This window comes from Thermosynechococcus sp. B1 (genome assembly GCF_030322985.1).
Taxonomy (GTDB): Bacteria; Cyanobacteriota; Cyanobacteriia; order Thermosynechococcales; family Thermosynechococcaceae; genus Thermosynechococcus.
The window spans coordinates 926,138-947,296 of record NZ_CP096573.1 but is presented as its reverse complement, the minus strand read 5'-3'; the positions used below and the strand labels follow the sequence as shown (position 1 = coordinate 947,296).

The 21,159-nt window shown below is 53.4% G+C and carries 20 protein-coding genes and 1 pseudogene; 15 read left to right on the top strand and 6 right to left on the bottom strand.

The annotated features are described in order from the left end of the window. Window positions 1-62 precede the first annotated feature (62 nt). The 13 genes and pseudogenes from M0644_RS04845 (at window position 63) to M0644_RS04790 (ending at window position 11,620) form a co-directional block, all read left to right on the top strand. Window positions 63-1,265 (top strand): phosphoglycerate kinase, encoded by a 1,203-nt coding sequence (locus M0644_RS04845; protein ID WP_149818667.1) that lies wholly within the window; start codon window positions 63-65, stop codon window positions 1,263-1,265. 409 nt (window positions 1,266-1,674) lie between these two features. Then, on the top strand, window positions 1,675-2,001 hold the full coding sequence (locus M0644_RS04840; protein ID WP_190278230.1) for an HU family DNA-binding protein: 327 nt from the start codon (window positions 1,675-1,677) through the stop codon (window positions 1,999-2,001). 5 nt (window positions 2,002-2,006) lie between these two features. Beyond that, window positions 2,007-3,071 carry a threonine-phosphate decarboxylase CobD gene (cobD, locus tag M0644_RS04835; RefSeq protein WP_149818663.1) on the top strand — a complete coding sequence of 355 codons (1,065 nt, stop codon included), beginning with the start codon at window positions 2,007-2,009 and terminating at the stop codon, window positions 3,069-3,071. 428 nt (window positions 3,072-3,499) lie between these two features. Beyond that, a complete protein-coding gene (locus tag M0644_RS04830; protein WP_286626848.1) occupies window positions 3,500-4,807 on the top strand; it encodes an aminopeptidase P N-terminal domain-containing protein in 1,308 nt (435 codons plus the stop codon). A 410-nt stretch (window positions 4,808-5,217) separates the two neighbouring features. Continuing rightward, entirely contained in the window at window positions 5,218-6,180 is a 963-nt protein-coding gene (locus M0644_RS04825; RefSeq protein WP_286626847.1) for an IS4 family transposase, read from the top strand. A gap of 187 nt (window positions 6,181-6,367) precedes the next feature. Continuing rightward, complete coding sequence (locus tag M0644_RS04820) at window positions 6,368-7,327, top strand: SPFH domain-containing protein (protein ID WP_149818658.1); 960 nt, start codon at window positions 6,368-6,370, stop codon at window positions 7,325-7,327. A 3-nt stretch (window positions 7,328-7,330) separates the two neighbouring features. After that, on the top strand, window positions 7,331-7,600 hold the full coding sequence (purS, locus tag M0644_RS04815) for a phosphoribosylformylglycinamidine synthase subunit PurS (protein WP_149818656.1): 270 nt from the start codon (window positions 7,331-7,333) through the stop codon (window positions 7,598-7,600). Window positions 7,601-7,605: 5 nt separating this feature from the next. Continuing rightward, window positions 7,606-8,211 (top strand): hypothetical protein, encoded by a 606-nt coding sequence (locus M0644_RS04810; protein WP_286626845.1) that lies wholly within the window; start codon window positions 7,606-7,608, stop codon window positions 8,209-8,211. Continuing rightward, window positions 8,208-8,933 (top strand): phosphoribosylformylglycinamidine synthase subunit PurQ, encoded by a 726-nt coding sequence (gene purQ, locus M0644_RS04805; RefSeq protein ID WP_286626844.1) that lies wholly within the window; start codon window positions 8,208-8,210, stop codon window positions 8,931-8,933. The genes M0644_RS04810 and purQ overlap by 4 nt, the downstream gene beginning before the upstream one ends. Window positions 8,934-8,940: 7 nt before the next feature. After that, entirely contained in the window at window positions 8,941-9,918 is a 978-nt protein-coding gene (locus M0644_RS04800) for a linear amide C-N hydrolase (protein ID WP_149818649.1), read from the top strand. A 226-nt stretch (window positions 9,919-10,144) separates the two neighbouring features. Continuing rightward, the gene (locus M0644_RS04795; protein ID WP_286626843.1) at window positions 10,145-10,399 is read left to right on the top strand and encodes a type II toxin-antitoxin system Phd/YefM family antitoxin; all 255 of its coding nucleotides are present in this window, start codon (window positions 10,145-10,147) and stop codon (window positions 10,397-10,399) included. Between the two features lie 89 nt (window positions 10,400-10,488). Continuing rightward, a pseudogene (locus M0644_RS13110) lies at window positions 10,489-10,776 on the top strand (type II toxin-antitoxin system VapC family toxin). A 127-nt stretch (window positions 10,777-10,903) separates the two neighbouring features. Continuing rightward, window positions 10,904-11,620, top strand: a complete 717-nt coding sequence (locus M0644_RS04790; protein WP_286626842.1) for a C40 family peptidase — start codon at window positions 10,904-10,906, stop codon at window positions 11,618-11,620. Here M0644_RS04790 and M0644_RS04785 read toward each other — a convergent pair. The 5 genes from M0644_RS04785 to M0644_RS04765 form a co-directional block, all read right to left on the bottom strand. Then, window positions 11,617-12,780 (bottom strand): GuaB3 family IMP dehydrogenase-related protein, encoded by a 1,164-nt coding sequence (locus M0644_RS04785; RefSeq protein WP_286626841.1) that lies wholly within the window; start codon window positions 12,778-12,780, stop codon window positions 11,617-11,619. The two genes, M0644_RS04790 and M0644_RS04785, sit on opposite strands and share 4 nt — an antisense overlap. Before the next feature lie 112 nt (window positions 12,781-12,892). After that, on the bottom strand, window positions 12,893-13,780 hold the full coding sequence (locus tag M0644_RS04780) for a hypothetical protein (RefSeq protein WP_286626838.1): 888 nt from the start codon (window positions 13,778-13,780) through the stop codon (window positions 12,893-12,895). A 144-nt stretch (window positions 13,781-13,924) separates the two neighbouring features. After that, window positions 13,925-16,108, bottom strand: coding sequence for a glycine--tRNA ligase subunit beta (gene glyS / locus M0644_RS04775; protein ID WP_286627160.1), 2,184 nt, complete (start codon window positions 16,106-16,108; stop codon window positions 13,925-13,927). 12 nt (window positions 16,109-16,120) lie between these two features. Then, window positions 16,121-18,268, bottom strand: coding sequence for a polyribonucleotide nucleotidyltransferase (locus M0644_RS04770; protein WP_286626837.1), 2,148 nt, complete (start codon window positions 18,266-18,268; stop codon window positions 16,121-16,123). Between the two features lie 70 nt (window positions 18,269-18,338). Further along, a complete protein-coding gene (locus tag M0644_RS04765; protein WP_286626836.1) occupies window positions 18,339-19,364 on the bottom strand; it encodes a hypothetical protein in 1,026 nt (341 codons plus the stop codon). Between the two features lie 202 nt (window positions 19,365-19,566). Here M0644_RS04765 and M0644_RS04760 point away from each other — a divergent pair, with 202 nt between their 5' ends. Both M0644_RS04760 and menA read left to right on the top strand, forming a co-directional pair. Continuing rightward, window positions 19,567-19,956: a hypothetical protein gene (locus M0644_RS04760; protein ID WP_286626835.1), complete on the top strand. Its 390-nt coding sequence runs from the start codon at window positions 19,567-19,569 to the stop codon at window positions 19,954-19,956. Window positions 19,957-19,989: 33 nt separating this feature from the next. Continuing rightward, window positions 19,990-20,886 (top strand): 2-carboxy-1,4-naphthoquinone phytyltransferase, encoded by an 897-nt coding sequence (menA, locus tag M0644_RS04755; protein ID WP_286626834.1) that lies wholly within the window; start codon window positions 19,990-19,992, stop codon window positions 20,884-20,886. On the opposite strand, the gene M0644_RS04750 is transcribed toward menA, so the two are convergent. Next, on the bottom strand, window positions 20,874-21,140 hold the full coding sequence (locus tag M0644_RS04750) for a DUF5340 domain-containing protein (protein WP_286626832.1): 267 nt from the start codon (window positions 21,138-21,140) through the stop codon (window positions 20,874-20,876). The two genes, menA and M0644_RS04750, sit on opposite strands and share 13 nt — an antisense overlap. Between the last annotated feature and the right edge of the window lie 19 nt (window positions 21,141-21,159).

Below are 21,159 nucleotides of genomic sequence, written 5' to 3'. Positions count from 1 at the left end.
GCTGGGATTGTTATGCCCCTAGTACTATCATCCATGTTTTAACGCATTTAGGAGGCTCTAGCGTGTCTAAAAAATCTGTAGCGCAGTTATCGGCTGCCGACTTAGAAGGAAAGCGTGTCCTCGTGCGGGTGGATTTTAACGTTCCCGTCGATGAGAATGGCGTCATCACTGACGATACTCGCATCCGCGCCGCACTGCCCACCATTCAAGACCTGATCAGCAAAGGTGCCAAGGTGATTCTTGTCAGCCACTTTGGCCGTCCCAAGGGTGTGGATGATAAACTGCGCCTCACTCCTGTGGCTCAGCGGCTCTCGGAACTGCTCCACAAACCCGTGGCCAAGCTCGATGACTGCATTGGTGATGCCGTGGTGGCCCATACCCAAGCAATGGCCAATGGGGATGTCTGTCTCCTCGAGAATGTGCGCTTCCATCCGGGGGAAGAAAAAAATGATCCTGAATTTGCCAAGCAACTGGCGGCCTGTGCAGAAGTCTATGTCAACGATGCCTTTGGCACTGCGCACCGCGCCCATGCCTCAACTGCTGGGGTGACGCAATACCTCAGTCCCTGCGTGGCGGGCTTTTTGATTGAGAAAGAACTGGAATATCTCCAAAACGCCATTGAGCATCCCCGCCGTCCCTTGGCTGCGATTGTGGGGGGATCGAAAGTCTCTTCTAAAATTGGCGTGATTGAAGCCCTTTTAGAAAAAGTGGATAAATTGCTGATCGGCGGCGGCATGATCTTCACCTTCTACAAAGCGCGGGGGCTGAATGTGGGCAAATCCCTCGTGGAGGAAGACAAGTTGGAGCTAGCCAAACACCTCGAAGCCAAAGCCCAAGAAAAAGGGGTGGAGTTGCTCTTGCCCACAGATGTCGTGGTGGCGGATAACTTTGCCGCCGATGCCAATAGTCAAGTGGTCAGTATCGAAGCGATTCCCGATGGCTGGATGGGTCTGGATATTGGGCCTGCTTCCGTCAAGCGCTTTCAAGAGGCGCTCAAGGATTGCAAAACAGTGATCTGGAATGGCCCAATGGGGGTGTTTGAGTTTGATCAATTTGCCAAGGGCACAGAGGCGATCGCCCGCTGTTTGGCTGACCTCACCAGTGAGGGCGTCTCCACGATTATTGGCGGTGGCGATTCCGTAGCTGCTGTGGAAAAAGTGGGCGTTGCCGATCGCATGAGCCACATCTCCACCGGTGGTGGCGCCAGCCTTGAACTCCTCGAAGGCAAAGAACTTCCTGGTATTGCCGCCTTGGATGATGCCTAGGGGATAGATCATCGCCAATACGCTGTGATCAAATCCTCCGAATCCAAGCATTAAATTCATGAAATTTGTGAATGCCCCATCGTCTCAGCCATGGGGCTTTTTTGTTCTCTGGGGCGATATTCAGACCTTGGGACACCGTGATTTGTTAATTTTTCTAACAACTGTCACTGCCCCAAACTATCCCTGCAAAGAGGATGGAATAGGCTAAAAGACTGATGAATCAAGGGTTTGAGAAATTTCTAATGGATAAAAGTGGCTGAAAACCACATATCTTAAAGGTTTCAGGGTTCCAGTTGGGGTCTGGCTATTCTAGAATGAGGCTTGAAAGCAAGCAGAGGCAAGGGTTTCGTGCCTTTCACCCATTTGTTCCTCAATTAACAACCTTTAATGTTTCTGTGGAGTGATCCCCATGAATAAAGCTGAACTCGTGGATGCTGTGTTTAGTCGTGCCCATAGCACCAACAACGTCACCAAAAAGCAAGTTGAGGCCATTATCTCAGCCACCGTTGAGGAAATCATGGAGGCCGTGGCCAAGGGAGAAAAAGTGACACTAGTGGGCTTTGGTGCCTTTGAACCGCGGGAGCGCAAAGCCCGTGAAGGACGCAACCCGAAAACCAAAGAAAAAATGCAAATCCCAGCAACTACCGTTCCCGCCTTTTCAGCAGGGAAACTTTTCAAAGAAAAAGTTGCACCGCCGGCGGCTCCTGAACCGGCGGCCAAGGGCAAGAAAAAATAGTCTGAATGCCCCCCCGCCACGGTGGCAATTTAGCTTGGGCGGCAGCGATCGCTGGCTGTGCTCCCGATGCAATTTTGGATTTCTCCGCCAGTCTCAACCCCTGGGGACCTCCTGACTCAGTGATAGCCGCCCTTCAGGCGGCGCTGCCCACGATTCGTGACTATCCCGATCCCGATTGCCGTCCCTTGGTGGATGCCCTTGCCGCCCTGCATCAACTACCGAAGGATTATTTTTTGGTGGGCAACGGCGCGGCGGAGTTATTGACTTGGGTAGGTCGCGAGTGTGGCGATCGCCAGCAGATTTATCTTATTACTCCTGCCTTTGCTGACTACCGGCGGGCACTGGCGGCTTTTGCTTGCCCAATTGTGCCGATTCCCCTAGCCCAGGTGCAAAGCGGCTTTGGGGCGATCGCGCCTGCCCTAACCCCTGAAGATGCCATCCTCATTAACAATCCCCATAACCCCAGTGGGCAGCTCTGGTCGCGGAATCAGCTCCAGCCCTTGCTAGAGACGGGTGCCCTGGTGGTGGTAGATGAGGCCTTTATGGACTTTTTGCCGCCGGCGGCGAGCGAGTCTCTCATCGCGGCTGTACCTGAGTACCCCAATTTAATCATCCTGCGATCGCTGACGAAGTTCTATGGTCTGGCGGGTCTGCGTCTCGGCTATGGGGTGTCGGCTCCAGAACGTTGGCAACGCTGGCGATCGTGGCGCGATCCCTGGAGTGTGAATTGCTTGGCAATCATTGCCGGTGTCACAGCTTTGGGCGATCGCCCCTTTCAGGAACAGACTTGGGCATGGTTACCGCCAGCGCGTCATGCCTTTGCGGCGGCCTTAAATAATATGCCCGAACTGAAGGTGGTGACCGAGAGCAAGGCAAACTTTCTACTCCTGCAAGCAACGGACACCATTTTGCCCCTGCAAACCTACCTCCTCCAGCAGCATCACATTTTGATTCGCGATTGTTGCAGCTTTCCCGAATTGGGCGCTTCCTACTTCCGAGTGGCGGTGCGCCGTGACAGCGAAAATCAGCGGCTCCTCGAGGGTTTGCGGGCTTATTACCAACGCCGGTAGGAATTGCATCCCCCAAAGCCAAGGTGGTATAGTAGCGGTACTGAAGGGGGCGTGGCGGAATGGTAGACGCTGCGGACTTAAGCAATTGAGCCTTAGTAGAGAAATCTATTAAGTGAATGCTCTCAAATTCAGGGAAACCTACGTTTGTCCATAGGGCAAATAGGGCAATCCTGAGCCAAGCCGTTTCCCATGGATCATTCCTCCAGAAACGGAAGGTGCAGAGACTCGACGGGAGCTACCCTACCGTAGATCCTCTACGCGGGTAAAGGGAGAGTCCAATCCTCAACACCCAAGGGGTGGTCGCGAAAGCGGCAGGAGGATGAAAATCCGTTGACCTTAAACAAGTCGTGAGGGTTCAAGTCCCTCCGCCCCCACCAAACCACTTCAGGGTCATCATTCCCAAGGGTTGACCCACTTTTCAAGGCGCGATGAAAACAGAGTACCAGCAACGACAGCAGCAGTTTTTAGAGAAATTGGGCACGGGTGTCGCTGTTTTCTGTAGTGCCCCGCGCGCCATCATGCATAATGATGTGGACTACAACTTTCGCCAAGAAAGTAACTTTTATTACCTCACGGGCTTTAATGAGCCAGAGGCCGTTGCTGTTTTTGCGCCCAACCACAGTGAGCATCGCTATGTTCTCTTTGTGCAGCCCAAGGATCTCAGCCAAGAGATCTGGACAGGGGCACGCCTTGGGGTAGAAGCAGCCAAGGAGCAATTAGGCGCCGATGCGGTGTATCCCATTGGCGAGCTAGAGCAGCACCTGCCGCGCTATCTGGAAACCGGCGACCCCCTATACTACCACTTTGGTCACCATGAGCGCTTTAATCAACTGATTCTCAAGCACTATCAACAGCTTTTAGCAACCCTACCCAAGCGGGGCACAGGGCCGCGGGCGATCGCCGATCCCAGTATTCTCTTGGCACCGATGCGGCAAATTAAATCAGCAGCAGAATTGGCCTTGATGCGCCAAGCGATCGCCATCACTGTCGAAGCCCATCAGCGTGCCCGCGAAGTGGCTGCCCCCGGACGCTGGGAATATGAAATTCAGGCGGAGATGGAGCATCTCTTTCGCCGATGGGGGGGCGATGGTCCTGCCTACCCTTCCATTGTGGCTTCAGGGCCAAATAGTTGTGTGCTCCACTACACAGCCAACCAACGCCAAATGCTAGCCGGTGACCTGCTGTTGATTGATGCAGGTTGTGCCTATCACTATTACAATGCCGATATCACCCGCACTTTCCCTGTGAGTGGCCAGTTCAGTGGCGAGCAAAGAGCCATTTATGAGATTGTGCTTGCTGCCCAAAAGGCGGCCATTGAGCAGGTGCAACCGGGGAATACCTACAACCAAATCCACGATGCGGCAGTGCGGGTGATTGTAGAAGGTCTAGTAGAGCTTGGTCTGCTGCGGGGAGCGATTGACGATCTGATCAACGAAGGCAAAGAGAACAATACCCAGAAATATCGCACCTTCTTTATGCATGGCACCGGCCACTGGCTGGGTCTCGATGTCCATGATGTCGGTCTTTACAAGCACAACAAAGAAACATGGGTTACCCTGCAACCGGGTCAAGTGCTGACAGTGGAGCCGGGAATCTATATTCACCCCGAAGCAACTCCTGCCGAGGGTCAACCTGAGATTGGCGATCGCTGGCGCGGCATTGGCGTGCGCATCGAAGACGATGTCTTGGTCACCACCGAGGGGCACGAAGTACTGACAGCAGCGGCGCCCAAATAATAGAGAGCAGGAAGTCCTCCTCATTTAGTCCTTGACAGCAAGTCCCCGTGGAAAAAACTGTCAAATCCAAACGCCGCGTTGCTGACCATGGTGAAGTACTCACCCCCCAGCACATCGTGCAGGCTATGCTAGATTTAGTCCAGCCAGAAACCGAACGCATTAACTCGCGTTTCTTGGAACCCACCTGCAGTACTGGCAACTTCTCGGTAGAAATCCTCGCACGGAAGCCTGTTATGCCAAGGTTTAACTTGAATATGAGCGCTAGGCGGTGCTGGCAGTGGCATCAATTTATGGCATCGACATCGTAGAGGACCAGAAGTGTTGAAAGATAGTTTGAGAGGCTAGAAAAAAGGGAAGAAATGTCATATTCTTCCCTTAAAAGAAGAAAAAAACAATCAATTGGCCTTAATATGGCATCTTTTGCAACTCTTGTCAAGTCCATTCTCAATCGGCTCAGCCCCTGTGACTACCCCGTGCTGAACTCTCAATTGTTCTTCAAAATCTGGTTGACCTACGTTCTCGACCAAGGGTTAACCAGTATGAGAGCCTTATTTTATCGCTTGAATCATGCAGGGATTACAGTGGATATGTCAACGTTTTCCAAAGCCAACAAAACTCGGACAACCAGCTTATTTGAGGGGATTTACACTCAACTGATGTCTCAAGCTCAAAAGAGACATCGTACTTCAAGCATGACGCTGTTTCCTATCGATTCAACCATCATTACCCTGACCAGTAAACTCTTTTGGTTCTATAAATATCATCAAGTGAAGTTAATTACGGGATTTGATTTAACAGAGAACATCATAGGTAAAGCGGTGATTTCTTTTGGGGAGAGACATGACTTGAGCTTTCAAGAGGAGATTCTAGAAATGATCTCTGAGAATACTGTTGTAATCATGGATAGAGGGTTTGCGAGCTGGCAATTTTTAGAGCGACTGAGTGAGAGGAAGTGCTCATTTGTTGTACGTATCAAGAATAACATGAGAATGAAGCTCAATCATGAGAGATATCGCGTGGTTCAATTTTTTGACGAGAATCAAACGGAGTTTCGTATAGCGACAAATCTAAAGGAGCTGAGTGATGAGGAAGTGAGTGAGTTATATCGGCATCGGTGGGCGATTGAGAACCTATGGAAATTTCTGAAGATGCATTTATCATTAGACAAGTTGATTACGAAGAGTTTGAACGGGGTGATAAATCAGATTTATATGGTTTTAATTGCCTATTTAATTTTAGAGCTGGTGGAGATACCTGAATACTTTGGGAAGAAGCTATTAGACAAATTGCGATATTTGCAACTGGAACTCAGTCGTCGCTGCTCGATAGTGCATTGGAGCTTTGATTGGCAGCCAGAGCTACTGGTCACTTAAAATGTTAAGTTTTGTTGCAGGATTCAACACTTCTGGGTATTAACCAAAATCCTTGCTCCATGGTGCCAGAATCAGCACTCCTAGGTCAGCTAAAGGCGAGTAACAAATTATGAATTAGCCGCTGCTGTAGCCCAACCTAGACCGCCAGCTCCTAGAGTAGTAGTGAACTGATTCGGGAACGGAAACTATGGGTGAACTCTTTGGCCTGCTGTTTCTACTGGGGTTTGGGGGCTGGGCTATTGGTAGCTCTGTGCGCATTGTCAATCAGGGCAATATGGCCTTGGTGGAGCGGTTAGGCAGCTATAGCCGTCGCTTGGAACCGGGGCTAAATTTTACAGTGCCGCTCCTTGATCGCGTGGTCTTTGAGCAAACGACTCGGGAAAAGGTCTTAGATATTCCGCCGCAGCAGTGTATCACCCGTGACAATGTGACGATTACGGTGGATGCCGTTGTTTACTGGCGGATTATTGATATGGAGCGCGCCTACTACAAGGTGGAAAACCTGAAGATGGCAATGGTGAATCTGGTGCAAACGCAGATTCGAGCAGAAATGGGGAAGCTAGAGCTGGATGAAACCTTTACCGCTCGTACTCAGGTGAATGAGAATCTCCTGCGGGATCTCGATATTGCTACAGATCCGTGGGGGGTGAAGGTGACCCGTGTGGAACTGCGGGATATTGCCCCCTCGAAGGCGGTTCAAGACTCAATGGAACTGCAAATGTCTGCGGAGCGCAAAAAACGGGCTGCGATTCTCACCTCTGAAGGGGAGCGGGAAGCAGCGATCAACTCGGCTCGAGGTAAAGCGGAAGCTCAAGTGTTAGCCGCCGAGGCCGAACAAAAAGCCACTATTCTGGCAGCGGAAGCAGAACAAAAAGTGGTGGTGTTGCGTGCCCAAGCTGAGCGCCAAGATCAGATTTTGCGTGCCCAAGGAACTGCAGAAGCAATGAAAATTATTGCCGCAGCACTGCGCGAAGATCCCAAGGCCAAGGAAGCGCTCCAGTTTCTCCTTGCTCAGGGCTATTTAGATATGGGACGCACCATTGGCCATAGTGATAGCAGTAAAGTACTATTTATGGATCCCAGCAGTATCCCGGCAACGATTGAGGGTGTGAAGTCCCTGATCGAGCAGTCCCCCCGCGAGGTATAGTCCATGGCACAATTTCAGGCACAGGTTTTTGTTACGCTGCGACCATCGGTGTTAGATCCCGCAGGCGTCGCGGTACAGGCGGGGATTCATCATCTGGGCTATACCAATGTGCAAGCGGTGCGCATTGGCAAACTGGTGGAACTCACTCTAGAGGCCAGCGATCGCGCCACTGCCGAGGCACAACTCACCCACATTGCCGATCAACTGTTGGCCAACCCCGTGATTGAAACCTTTCGCATTGAATTGCAGGAGCTGGCAACTGCCGCAGGATAGGCACGATGTTCAACTGGTGGGATGATCTATTAGCCAGTATCGAGGCGGGCATCAAGGCCGGGATTGAATCGGGATTAGAGTCCTTGGCGGAGACCCTTGCCCCCTTGCTTCAGGTACCGGAACCCGCAGCCCCCTTCCAACGGGTTGCCCTTTTTCGGGCGGGTGTGGATCAGCCTATTGCTGGCTCTGGTCTCAGGGTTGAAGGCGCCGCTTGGTATCTGGAGTCCCACTGGCCGCAGACGATTCCCCTCTTTGAACTCCCGGAAGCCCACCTGTGGTTGGAAGTGCCCTCTGCCCAAGGGGGCGATCAATTGCTCCTGTGCCGTGCCTTAGTGAAAACCGGAGCATTGCCTGAGGGGGGACAACTCTTCCTCAGCCGCAGTCAACCCTTTGGTTGGACATTTTCGCGCACGGTTTCTCTCGTGGGCGATCGCGACTGGCATCTGTGTGAAGTGCCTTTTCACCTCAAACCTGAACCCCAGACCCCCGGCTTGATTAAAATTGGGGTGGAATTCATGGGACGCGGTGTCATTTGGCTACGGGATATTGAGCTACTCCATGCCCCAGCCAAGTTAAAGCCGATTACTGACGTGATGGATGGATTGCTGTGAGTCATGCCCTAAACGTGGGGATTGTCGTTTTTCCCGGATCCAATTGCGATCGCGATGTGGCCTATATCACGAGTGAGATTCTCCAATGGCCAACGCAACTGCTGTGGCACGAAGAAACCCATCTGAGTGACTATGATTTGATTGTGCTACCAGGGGGCTTCAGTTTTGGTGATTATTTGCGCTGTGGGGCGATCGCCCGCTTCTCACCAATTATGTCCGCCGTCAAAGACCATGCCGCCGCTGGCAAATGGGTGCTGGGCATTTGTAATGGGTTTCAAATCCTGACCGAGGCCAAACTGCTCCCCGGTGCTCTAGTGCGCAATCGGGACTTGCATTTTATTTGCGATCGCGTGTATTTGCGCCTAGAAGCCAAGGAACGCCCGTGGCTACAGGCCTATGGCGATAAAACGGTGATTCGCTTGCCCATTGCCCACGGTGAGGGCTGCTACTACGCCGATGCCGCCACCCTCGCTGAACTGGAAGCCAACCGCCAAGTCCTCTTTCGCTATGCCGATGCCCAAGGGAATGTCACCCCTGAGAGTAATCCCAATGGTTCGCTCAACAATATCGCCGGTATTTGCAATGCTGCTGGCAATGTGTTAGGCATGATGCCCCACCCTGAGCGCGCCGCTGACCCCGCCTTGAGCCACTCCCCCAGTGACCATACTTTAGACGGCTTGCAGTTATTTAAGTCCCTCTTGAATGCCGCCGTTTGCTGTTGAGGGTTCCATGTGTACTCGCATTCTCTGGCATACCAATGCCCTAGGGGTCTTTGTGGCGCGAACCATGGACTGGCCCACCACCACTGAACCAAAGCTAATCATTTTTCCGCGTGGGCTTCAGCGTCAGGGCAATCATCTGGGCACCGCTGCTCTTGAAATGGCAAACCCCGCCCGTTGGCAGTCCCGCTATGGCAGTGCCGTTGTCAGTATGTACGGCTTGGGAACCGTCGATGGCTTCAATGAACAGGGCTTGGCAGTGCATCTGCTCTATTTGACAGCAACGGACTTTGGCACACGGCATCCACAAAAGCAGGGGGTACACGCCGGACTCTGGGGGCAATACCTGCTGGATAATGCGGCAACAGTGCAGGAAGCCCTTGACCTCATGGCTCAGATTCAACCAGTGATGATCACGGTACAGGGCTTTGCCAGCACGGTTCATGTAGCGATCGCGGATGCCAGTGGCGACTCGGCCATTTTGGAATATCTCAACGGTGAACTGGTTATCCACCATGGACGCCAGTATCAAATCATGACCAACGATCCCCCCTATGATGAGCAGTTGGCCTACCGTGCCCAGTTTGATTTCACCAATGCCACACGCCAAACACCGCTGCCGGGGAATGTGGATCCCAGCCATCGCTTTGTGCGGGCTGATTATTTCTTGCAGGTGCTGCCCGAACCCCGCAATCAACGGGAAGCGATCGCCAGTGTGTTAGCGATCGCCCGCAATGTCTCTGTGCCCTTTGGTGCCCCCAATAAAGTGCCGGGAAGTCTCTACAACACTGAATACCGCACCGTTATGGATTTAACCCACCGCTATTACGTTTTTGAGCTAACCACAGCGCCCAACATCCTCTGGTTTCCCTTAGAGAAGTTTGAGTTACACCCTGAGGCACCGGTGATGATGCTAGATCCGAACCATCCTGAGTTGGTGGGGGATGTGGCGGCACAGTTTGCTCCCGTTGTAGCTGCCCCCTATTGAACTGTAGCTGACCTCTTTTTAGTCGCCTCAAGAGAAAGAAATTAAAATAAAGTAGCAGAGTATTGAGAAAGCTATGAATACCCCAAGAGCCGCTCTACCCAGCCTTTAGTTCGTTGATGAGCATTGCGACCTGTACTTGGAATCACTAAAGAGGGGAAGAGAAGCCTTGAAATGTTTCACTGCTTTGGATTTTGATGCATATATCAAGTTGTGTTGAGGCAAGCCGATGTTGAATGTAACGGTTGATGAGATTCAGCGTGATCCTCTCAAGTATCTGGATCAAGTAGAGGCAGGTGAGACCCTTATTATTTTTAGATCTAACCAGCTGATTGCTGAACTTAAACCTCTTAAACCTATTGGCAAGAGTAAGCAATTGCGACCATTTGGTTTATGTGCGGGCGAGTTTACCGTTCCAGATGATTTCGACGCTCCTTTGCCGGAAGAGCTGCTCAACGCATTCGAGGGTACAGCCCTTTTCTAAAATATGGGGGTCATCGAGAGGCTGTAACCCTGTCATAGAGGAGCTTTAACTTTCCTAGGTAAGTTCAATTCTTTTGAAAAGAGCTGTAAATGAGAATTTTGTTAGATACGCATATTTTCTTATGGTTCATTAGTGGTGATATCCAGTTATCAACGGATCTTCGGGATATAATTTCGTGATCCAGACAATGAGGTTTATCTGAGTATTGACAGCCTTGGTCTTGATGAAAATAGTGTAATTCAACTGGCTAAGCTAAACTGCCACCCTTGCATCGCGATCCGTTTGACAGAATGCTCATCTGTCAAGCATTACAAAACGGTTTGACCCTTGCGACAGTGGATACAGCAATCCGTGCCTACTCAGTCGATGTCATGTAGCAGTACAGCCCAACTTCACTGATACCCCTCTTCGGTCACCTTAGGAAAAAGAAATTACATACGTAGAGTTTTGAAGCCTTCAAACCATGCTACTGACCCGCTATAAGCAAAAAGAGGGGCAACTCAAATGCAAAGTCATTATTCTCTAAACCATCAGACGGTAATGCAGCTTTATCAACTCACGGCCACGGTGAACCTCTACGACGCCCCCACAGGCGATCGCTTGGCGACCCAAGGGGCAGCAGGACGCTTGCTCTGGGCACCTGCTTTGGGGGCTGAACGTACCTACGTGCAACTTGCTGAGGATGAATACTGGGGCTGGCTGGATCCACAGGATTACCGCCATCTCACACCCGCCACTCAGCCCTATCAACCCATTACCCGCGATCGCGCCTATATTGAGGCTGTCCTTGAGGAGGTGATTGCCTTTTGCTTGGCGGCACAGCGGGTTCCCCATGCATACCTCTGGGGCGGAACCGTTGCCCCCAACTACGATTGCTCTGGCTTGATACAGGCTAGTTTTGCCCATCAAGGCATTTGGCTGCCGCGGGATGCCTATCAGCAGGAGGCTTTTGCCACGCCCCTAGGAAGCAACTCCATTGAGGAAACCTTACCCCAGCTTCAGCGGGGTGATCTCGTCTTTTTTGGTACCCGTGAAAAGGCGACCCATGTGGGTCTCTATCTGGGGCAGGGAGAGTATATCCATAGCTCTGGCAAAGAATATGGCCGCAATGGTATTGGCATTGATACCCTCTACGCCAGTGAGGATCCCGTCAGCATCGCCTATCGGCAGCAGTTTCGCGGCGGCGGCCGCATTGACTATAGCTATCTGCCTCTTGACTAGCGACCCATCCCCAGTTTTTGCGCTTTTTGATAGACCTTGCCTTCCGTGAGGAGGGAAGGAGCAATGACGATCTCCACCTGTTGCATTTCCCGCAGATCCTTGGCGCCAAGGGTGCCCATGCTGGTTTGCAATGCCCCAAGGAAGTTATGGGTACCATCGTCCAACTGAGCGGGTCCCCGCAGAATCTGCTCAAGGGTGCCAGTGGTGCCGACATGAATGCGCGTCCCCCGAGGCAGCACCGGACTAGGCGTGGCCATGCCCCAGTGATAACCGCGACCAGGGGCTTCTTTGGCACGGGCAAAGGGGGATCCCATCATCACCGCATCTGCGCCGCAGGCAATACACTTGCAGACATCGCCACCCGTGACAAGGCCCCCATCGGCAATCACAGGCACATAGCGTTGCGTCTCTTCAAAATAGGCATCCCGTGCCGCTGCACAGTCAGCGATCGCCGTGACTTGAGGCACCCCCACCCCAAGCACACCCCGAGAAGTACAGGCTGCCCCCGGCCCAATCCCCACTAGAATTGCTGCCGCACCACAGTGCATAAGACTGAGGGCCACCTCATAGGTGACGCAATTCCCCAAAATGACGGGCATTGGCATCCGCTCACAAAAAGCAGCAAGGTCTAAGGGGTCTGTCCCCTCAGGGGCAAGGTGAGCCGGTGAGACAACCGTGGCTTGGACAAAGAGCAAATCGGCCCCTGCCGCTGCCACAACCTCACCAAAACGACTGGCTCCCGCTGGGGTTAAACTGACGGCAGCAATCCCCCCTTGGGATTTGATTTCTTGAATGCGTTTTTCAATGAGGTGGGGCTGAATCGGCTGGGCATACAACTGCTGCATCAGGGGCACAAATTCATCAACACTGACGCTGGCAATGCGTTCGAGAATCGGTGCTGGATCTTCGTAGCGGGTTTGAATTCCCTCAAGGTTGAGGACACCCAGTGCCCCCATTTGGCTGAGTTTGACGGCCATCGTGACATCCACGACCCCATCCATGGCACTGGCAATAATCGGAATTTCCCGTTCAATGGTACCAATGCGCCAGCGGGTATCGGCCAGTTGGGGATCAAGGGTGCGGTTGCCGGGGACAAGGGCAATTTCATCAATACCGTAGGCGCGACGGGCGGTGCGATGTCCCCCTAGTTGAATCGTCATGGTGTTCCTCGCAGTAGGTGGGCTAAATGATCAAGTACGGTGTCTAAGTTGTTGTTGGCAGTGCAACAAATTTACAAAAATTTACAACACCTCGACAAGCCATGCCTTGGCGCTAGTTCAATGGTGGGTTGGGCGATCGCCGAACCGGGCGAAAGGAGGTCGGACGCGGCGAACTAGGACGCTGAGGGCGCTGGGGACGGGCTGGCCGTGCCTTGGCTTTCTTGGGCTTCTTGATTTTGCGGGGGGGCAGGATACCGACGGTGGTTGCCTCCTGAACTACTAGACTGGTTCCCTGTCGCTGCACTTGAAAGTCCCAAAAGTAGCCCGGCGACTTCATGGGTACCATTCCCACTAGTTTCAATTTGAAGGCTTTGGGTTTTTCCCCTCGCCGACGCGGCAACTGTTGAATTTTAACGACGACAAAGTTCTTTTCTTGGGAGTTGAAGATCACTTCTCCGCGTACAGAAAAGTAGCCGTCATTGACGCCGGGATCCGCTGCTGTGGCATTGGCCTGTTGCAGGCGCTCCGGTTCCCATACGCCCACAATTTGCAGGTGCAGTTTCACCGCTTCTTTGTCAACGTCGCGGGTGCGGGGATAGACCACCCAGAGGTGGGGTTCATTCAGGTCGAGATATTTTTTAATCAGGTTCATCACCTGCCCCAAGAGGACGGTTTCAATTTCCACGCCATCCTCGGTTATCATCACCCCGCGGTTGAACTCCGCCTCCGAAGCGGGTACATAGCGACCGCGTACAACCCCGATCGCCCGATATTGCATCCGTTCACTGGGGGGTGGGATCGGCTGGAGACGGGAAGGAAGATCTTCTTGCTCAGAAATCGCTTCTTCAGGAGCAGTATTGACCTTGGGCGGTGAGCTACCCGCTGCCGCAACACCGAGAATTTCTGGGCGAGATTTGGTTTCTAACTCAGGGGAAGGCGTTGGCGGAGTCGCTGGGGTCTTCTTGGCGCGGGGGCGCTTGGCCGGGGGTTCAGCAGTCATGGCAATTCTCGCAAACAGGCTAAACACCAACTGAGCGCCTGTTCAGATGAACAGGCCACGGCAATTCTCAATTGGGGTACTCTCAATTATGCGTTGCCGCTGTGAGCTAAGCAACACTTTTGTTCCTGCCAAAAGTTGTGAGAACTATGAGCTGGATGCAACGCTCTCGATTTGGACGATCGCCCCAAAATCGCCAATAATGGCTGCACAATTGCGCAACAGACCAAGGAGCGCTAAGCGATTGGCACGCACGGCTGCATCCTCGGCCATCACTAGGACACTTTCCTCGCCATCGAAGAAGCGACTGACAATGGGGGCAAGGGAGACTAAAGCAGCCACAATTTCCCCATAGGCACGCTGCCCCTGCGCCTGTTGCACCCTTGGCAAGAGGTCCTTGAGAGCGGCATAGAATTCCTTTTCAATGGGGGCTGCGAGGTGCTTGGCCTTGACAGCGCGGATATTCAGGCAGTCTGTTCCTAGGGTGCCCTGACGTGCCAAACGCGCGGCACGATTGACGGTGGGGTAAATGGCCATGAGTTCACCGGATTGGCGCAGTTTTTGGAGAAATTGGGCGCGATCGCGGGCATCAACCACATCCCTAAGGGCACGAGTCTGCAACTCCGCCTGATCCTCTGGAATGACGGCATTCACCAAGTCATACTCAATGCCGAGTTCTTCTTGCAGTAAGGTTCGCAGCCGTTGGCTAAAAAACTGCCGCAGTTCCTGCTCTAAGTCAGCGGCACTGAGCTTGGCGGCAAATTGGCGACAAAAGGCTTGGGCAGACTCCTGTAGCAGAGCGAGGAGATCCAAGTGATGTTCCCCCTGCCAGAGAATGGTGATCACGGCATTGGCAGCCCGCCGTAGGGCAAAGGGATCTGATGACCCCGTGGGACACAGGCCGATGCCAAAGAGGCAGACTAGAGTATCCAAGCGATCGGCGAGTCCCACCACCTGACCTGTGAGACTTTGGGGCGGGCGATCGCCCGCAAAACGCGGCAGATAATGTTCAAAAATCCCCGTGGCCACCGCTGGCGCTTCCCCGGAGACCGTGGCATACACTTGCCCCATGTAGCCCTGCAGTTCCGGAAATTCCCCCACCATCTGCGTTACTAGATCCGCTTTACACAGGCAGGCCGTGCGTTCAATGGCAGCAACGTCCGCAGCCGCACAATTTAAGGCGGTGGCAATTTGGCGAGCTAGTGCGGTTAGCCGTTCCACTTTGTCGGCCATGGATCCCAATTCATCTTGGAAGGTAACCGTGGCTAGTTTGTCACGATAGTGCTCTAGGGGCTGTGCCGTATCCACCTTGTAGAAGAACTCGGCATCCGCTAGGCGAGCACGAATCACCCGCTCATTCCCAGCACGAATCAAGGGGGTGGCCGCAGGGTCGCCATTGCTAATCGTGATGAATACAGGGAGCAGCGCTTGGCGAGTGGCATCGGTGTACACGGGAAAATACCGCTGATGGGACACCAATACGGTGGTAATCACCTCAAGGGGCAGGGCAAGAAACCGTGCTTCAAAACTTCCCAAAACCGCCGTTGGCCATTCCACGAGGTGGGTGACTTCCTCCAAAAGGGGCACCTCTAAATCCACCCATCCCCCCGCTTCCGCAGCAAGGGCAGCAATTTGCTCGCGAATCCGTTGCTGGCGAACCTCTGGATCCACCAAGACTCCCGCCGTTTCAAGGGCAGCTTCATAGTCTTGGGCATGCTTGAGGACAATAGCCCCTTGAGAAAGGACACGATGGCCATAGGTGGTGCGATCGCTGGCAATGCGCACGGAATGGCTCTCCAAGACCAAGGGCAGCACCTGATCCTCCCACAGCAGCACTAGCCAGCGAATGGGACGCGAAAACCGCAAATCCCCATCCCCCCAGCGCATGAAGCGGGCACCCTCAAGGGCGGCAATCCACTGTGGTGCCAACTCGGTCAATCGTTGGGGCGTCGGTTGGCCGGGGCGAACTTGCTTGAGATAGACCACCTCCCCTTTTTCCGTGGGACGGATTTCAATTTCCTCAAGACGACCTTGGCGCGATCGCAGGAACCCCAATAGAGCCGGGGTAGGTTCCCCCTCGCGAAAGGCCACGCTGGCCGCTGGCCCTTTGATTTCAATTGCTTGATCGGGCTGCTGGGGCGGTAACCCCTCAATCAGTACGGCTAAGCGGCGCGGGGTTGCCCAGACTTTGACTCCCCCCTCCAGTCCCTGTTCCTTGAGGGTTTGGGGAATCAGGGTGTGCCACTGGCGCAGGGCACTACTGACAAAGCGGGCGGGGAGATCCTCGGTTCCCACCTCCAAGAGGAACGTATGCGGTGATGACTTGGGCATGGTGACCATGGGCTAGACAACGGAGCTACTGCGGGCGGCTTCGGCCTCGTCGGGATGAATACCAAGGCGGGTCAGGTTAATGCGGCCTTTGCTGTCCACCTCCCGGATTTTGACCACAATTTCATCGCCAATTTTCACTTCGTCCTCGACTCTGCCAACCCGATACTCCGCCAACTGGGAAATGTGGATCATCCCCTCCTTGCCGGGGAGAAACTCGACAAAAGCACCGATGGGAATAATCCGCGTCACCTTACCCAGATAGACATCACCGGCGTTGAGCTTTCGCGTCAGACCCTCAATGGCCGCCCGGGCTTGCTTGGCGTTGGTTTCATTGGGGGCAGTAATGGTGACCAGCCCTTCTTCACTAATGTCCACCTTGACGTTGTATTGCTCAGAGATACCGCGCACGGTTTTACCCCCGGGACCAATGACAAGGCCAATCATATCGGGGGGAATTTGCAACGTCAGCAGTCGTGGCGCACTGGGGGGCAGTTGGGGACGGGGTTTGTCCAGCACCGCCAGCATTTTCTCAAGGATATGGAGCCGTGCCGGACGTGCCTGTTCGATTGCCTGTTTGATCACCGACATCGGCAAGCCAGTAATTTTCATGTCCATTTGCAGGGCGGTAATGCCGCTATCGGTGCCGGCCACCTTGAAATCCATGTCGCCAAGGAAGTCTTCAATCCCCTGAATGTCGGTGAGGATGCGCACCTCATTGCCCTCCTTGATCAGCCCCATGGCCGCCCCACTGACGGGTTTACGGATCGGTACCCCGGCATCCATCAAGGAGAGGGTGGAACCACAAACGGATCCCATGGAGGTAGAACCATCGGAAGAGAGCACCTCCGACACGACGCGAATCACATAGGGAAACTCCTCTTTGGGAGGAATGACCGGTTCGAGGGCACGCTCGGCGAGGGCACCATGGCCAATTTCCCGCCGCCCGGGCGATCGCAGGGGTTTGACTTCACCCACAGAGTAGGGGGGAAAGTTGTAGTGGTGCAGATAACGTTTGCTGTCCTCGGGATGCAGATCGTCAAGGGCTTGGGCATCGGCAGGAGAACCGAGGGTGGTCACAGACATCACCTGCGTCAAGCCACGATTAAAGAGGGCACTACCATGAACCCGCTCTGGCAGAACCCCCACCTCACACCAAATGGGACGCACTTCATCGAGACGGCGGCCATCCACTCGCACCCCTTCTTCAATAATCTGCTGCCGCATGAGTTTTTTCGTCACGGCCTTAAAGAGGGTAGGCAGGGCTTTGGGGTTTTCCGCTGCCGCCACAGCCACTGGGTGATCTTCGGGCAGAGCCGCAATGTCTTGGGCGATCGCCCCTTGCACCTCATCGAGGGCAGCATCGCGAACATTTTTGTCCTTTTCAAAGCGTTTGAGAATGGCTTTGACCGGTTCAACGGCGCGATCGTAGATGAAGTTTTCCAAGGTGGGGTCGATCGCTGGCGGTTCCACTTTGACGATATCAAGACCCAGTTCCTTGAGGAGATCCCGCTGCGCTTGAATCAGGTCTTGGATGACCTCATAGCCAAAGTCAATGGCTTCAATCATGTCAGCTTCGGGCAGCTCATTGGCACCGGCCTCCACCATCACCACGCCATCGGGAGACCCGGCCACGACCAGATCTAAGCCACCGCGCTCAATTTCTTTGTAGGTGGGGTTGATAATAAACTCATCCCCCACAAGGCCCACCCGCACCGCTGCCATTGGACCATTAAAGGGAATTTGCGCCAAAAGAACAGCGATCGAGGCTCCCGTTACCGCCAATACATCGGGGGGAACATTTTCATCCAAGGAAACCGTCGTGGCTACTACTTGCAGATCATCGCGCAACCATTGGGGAAAGAGGGGGCGCAGCGGCCGGTCAATCAGGCGACCAATAAGAATCGCTTTTTCGGGGGGACGACCCTCACGCCGTAAAAAACCGCCGGGAATCCGCCCAGCGGCATAGAGGCGCTCTTCGTAATCCACCACAAGGGGTAAAAAATCAATGCCTTCGCGAGCAGCGGCACGATTTGCCGTCACTAGGACAGCTGTTTCCCCCGAACTAATGAGAATGGAACCGGCCGCTTGGGGGGCAAATTTTTGCAATACTACCTTAATATCCCGTCCATCTAGGGGGATAATCTTTTCTAGACCCTTCATTGGCGTTCTATTTTGTCCTTCTTCCTATTCCTTTCTCTCTACTAGGATAGCCGCTTCTGCCACTCATCCGCTAAAGTTCAAGGATTAGCCGTGTGCCCCCAAGGACGGCAAGACTGGGGGTGGCTGTCCAGCTTTGGGTTAATAAAATTTGTATCAGTTCTGCCGATCGCCGGCTGCTGGGGCTGTCCTGTAACCCCAAATAGAAACTGGCAGAGTGGTGGCTATCTTGACCGAGCACTTTCAGCAGATCATCGGCGTAGTGAATGGCTTTTTCCATCTGGGTTTGCAAGTTAGTCCATAAATCCACATTGCGGAGGTTGCTCAGGGTTTCGGCCACCACATCTTGACGGTGTTGAATTAGGATGGTTCGCGGCTGTAGCTCTGGCGGCAAATCCGCAAAGAAAATGGCCGGGCCATAGCCAATGAGATGCACCATCTCCATCCATTTCGTTTGCGGCAGCAGCAATTGCCGCACAATGTGGCAGGCAAGGGCAGTAATAATTAACCCTTGACTATGGGCGACAAGGTACAATTCGGCTCCCGCCTGTAACCCCTTGACGATTTCATAGGCCAACCGCAGGGTGGGACGCGGCGCACCGGCTGGAAAGGCACCGTAGAGATACTGGGCAAAATCCCCCCAACCTAATTTTTGTAGGAACGATAGGTCAAGGAGTTTCGTTAAGTCAGCGGTGCTGTTGATATCGAGGGGGCGCTGTTGCAGTTGGCTCGGTTGGGCGATCGCCAGAATATCCGCATCATCAGTCAGATCTTGAGTCACCAGTTGGCCAAGAAGTTTAGCATACTCATAGCGGCGATCCTTGCTGGGGTCTGGGGCTGGGGTCTGGGGCCAAAAACGGTAGAGTTCTGCCTTACCGAGGAAACTTTCCAAAAGATCTGCTTGGAAGCCATGGGTCTGATTGTGAATGCCGCGAACTTCTAAAGGATAAGTCGCTGTGAGTTCGGCAAGGCGGTTCAAATCCCGCAGTTGCTTGGCAGCATCGCTCCCTATCCCATTCACATGGAGTAAACGCCGCCGTAGGGGGACGCTCAGGGGGTTGTCGGGCAAAATAATCGTACCGTCTAGGGGAGAGGTCATAGGGAATTTGGAAAGTCTAATGAGAGAATTTGGTGAAACTCAATAAAAGGCGGCTAAATTGTGATCATCGTCACAGTCATTCTATCGGGGGATGGGTCATACTAAATAGTGACTCAGTACTATCCGAGTCATCAACAGGGAACACACAACGAGCCGACAGACTGTAAGTAAGTTTGTCGGTTTTTTTTTTGGAATTTCAGGCATGCCCCACAAAAAGATCACGGTTCGTTTAGATGCTGAACTCTACGGCCAACTCCAACGCTGGCAAGTGCAGCAGGGATGCGGTTCCCTTAGTGAGGCAATTCGTAAAATTTTGCAACAATCTCTTCAGCCGACGGAGATGGCCTGTCCCACGGTTTTGCAGCGCCTGAGTACCCTAGAACAGCAAGTGGCCGCCCTTGAACGCCAACTGTGCCCGCCTCAACCCACTATCGAAACGCTGACGATCGCGGAGCTAGAGCGACTGACTCGCCCACAACTGGTGGCCTTAGCGCGGGACTTGGGCATCTATAGCTATAAGCTGAATAATCCAGCGTTGCGGCAAGCCATTTGGGCAGCGAAACAAGCGATCGATGGGCACAAGCGGCAATGATATGCTGACGAAGGTGACTCAAGTGTAAGTGAGATGGCTAGTCCGTCAGAATCGATAGATCGCTCCCGTTTGTGGTGGGCGGCGATTAAGCTTCCCATGTACAGTGTGGCTGTGATGCCGATTTGGCTGGGCACAGCGGTGGCGATCGCCGAAACGGGAAGGGTGCATTGGTGGCCGTTTAGTTTGTTTCTAACAGCAGCCGTACTCATTTTGGTCTGGCTGAATCTCAGTAATGATGTCTTTGATGCCGAAACGGGGATCGATCGCCACAAGTACCATTCTGTAGTCAACCTTACAGGCAAAAAGCAATTGATCTTTTGGCTGAGCAACCTCTGCTTACTTTTGGGGCTACTGGGGATTGTGGCCATTAGTTGGCTGCAACAGGATGCAACGGTTTTAGGGTTGGTATTACTCTGCTGCGCCCTAGGCTATAGTTACCAAGGTCCACCCTTTCGTTTGGGCTATTTGGGTTTGGGAGAGCCGATTTGTTTTATCTGCTTTGGGCCGCTGGCGATCGCTGCTGCCTACTATAGCCAAGGGCAAACCTTTAGCCCTAGTATTTGGCCAGTGGCTATCCTCAATGGTCTGACGACAACGCTGATTCTCTTTTGCTCCCACTTTCACCAAGTGGCCGATGATCTAGCCGCTGGCAAACGTTCGCCGGTCGTGCGCCTAGGGACGGCTCGCAGTGCTCAACTGGTCTATGGCGCCTGTGGCGTCTTTTATGCTCTCTTAGTGGCCGCTGTCCTCTGGGGAATGCTGCCGTGGCCAACACTGCTGGCTTTGAGTTCACTGCCTTGGGCGATTTATTTGTGTCAGCGGATGGCGCAATTTCACAGTGTCCCTGAGCAGATCAAGAACTCGAAATTTATTGCGGTGCAACTGCACTTTTGGAGTAGCTTGCTCTTGGGATTGGGTTACTTGCTCTGAGCTGGGGGGCGATCGCGATTCAGCGACCATTGGTACTCCACAGTGCCACCCCTCAATTGCCATTCCTCCTCAAACTGCTTTTGTAGCCGCAGGGCTTTGCGTAGATGAATAGCAGCGCTATGGAGTTGCTGGTAACCACTGGAGTGGGGAGGGAGGGCGGGCAACGAGACCTGTTCCAAAATTTGCAGCACTAGCTCGTAATGGATGTGGGCAGGAACAGGAATCTCATCTGAGGGGGCAGAAGAAAGAGTCACCAAGGCAGACACCTCCAAG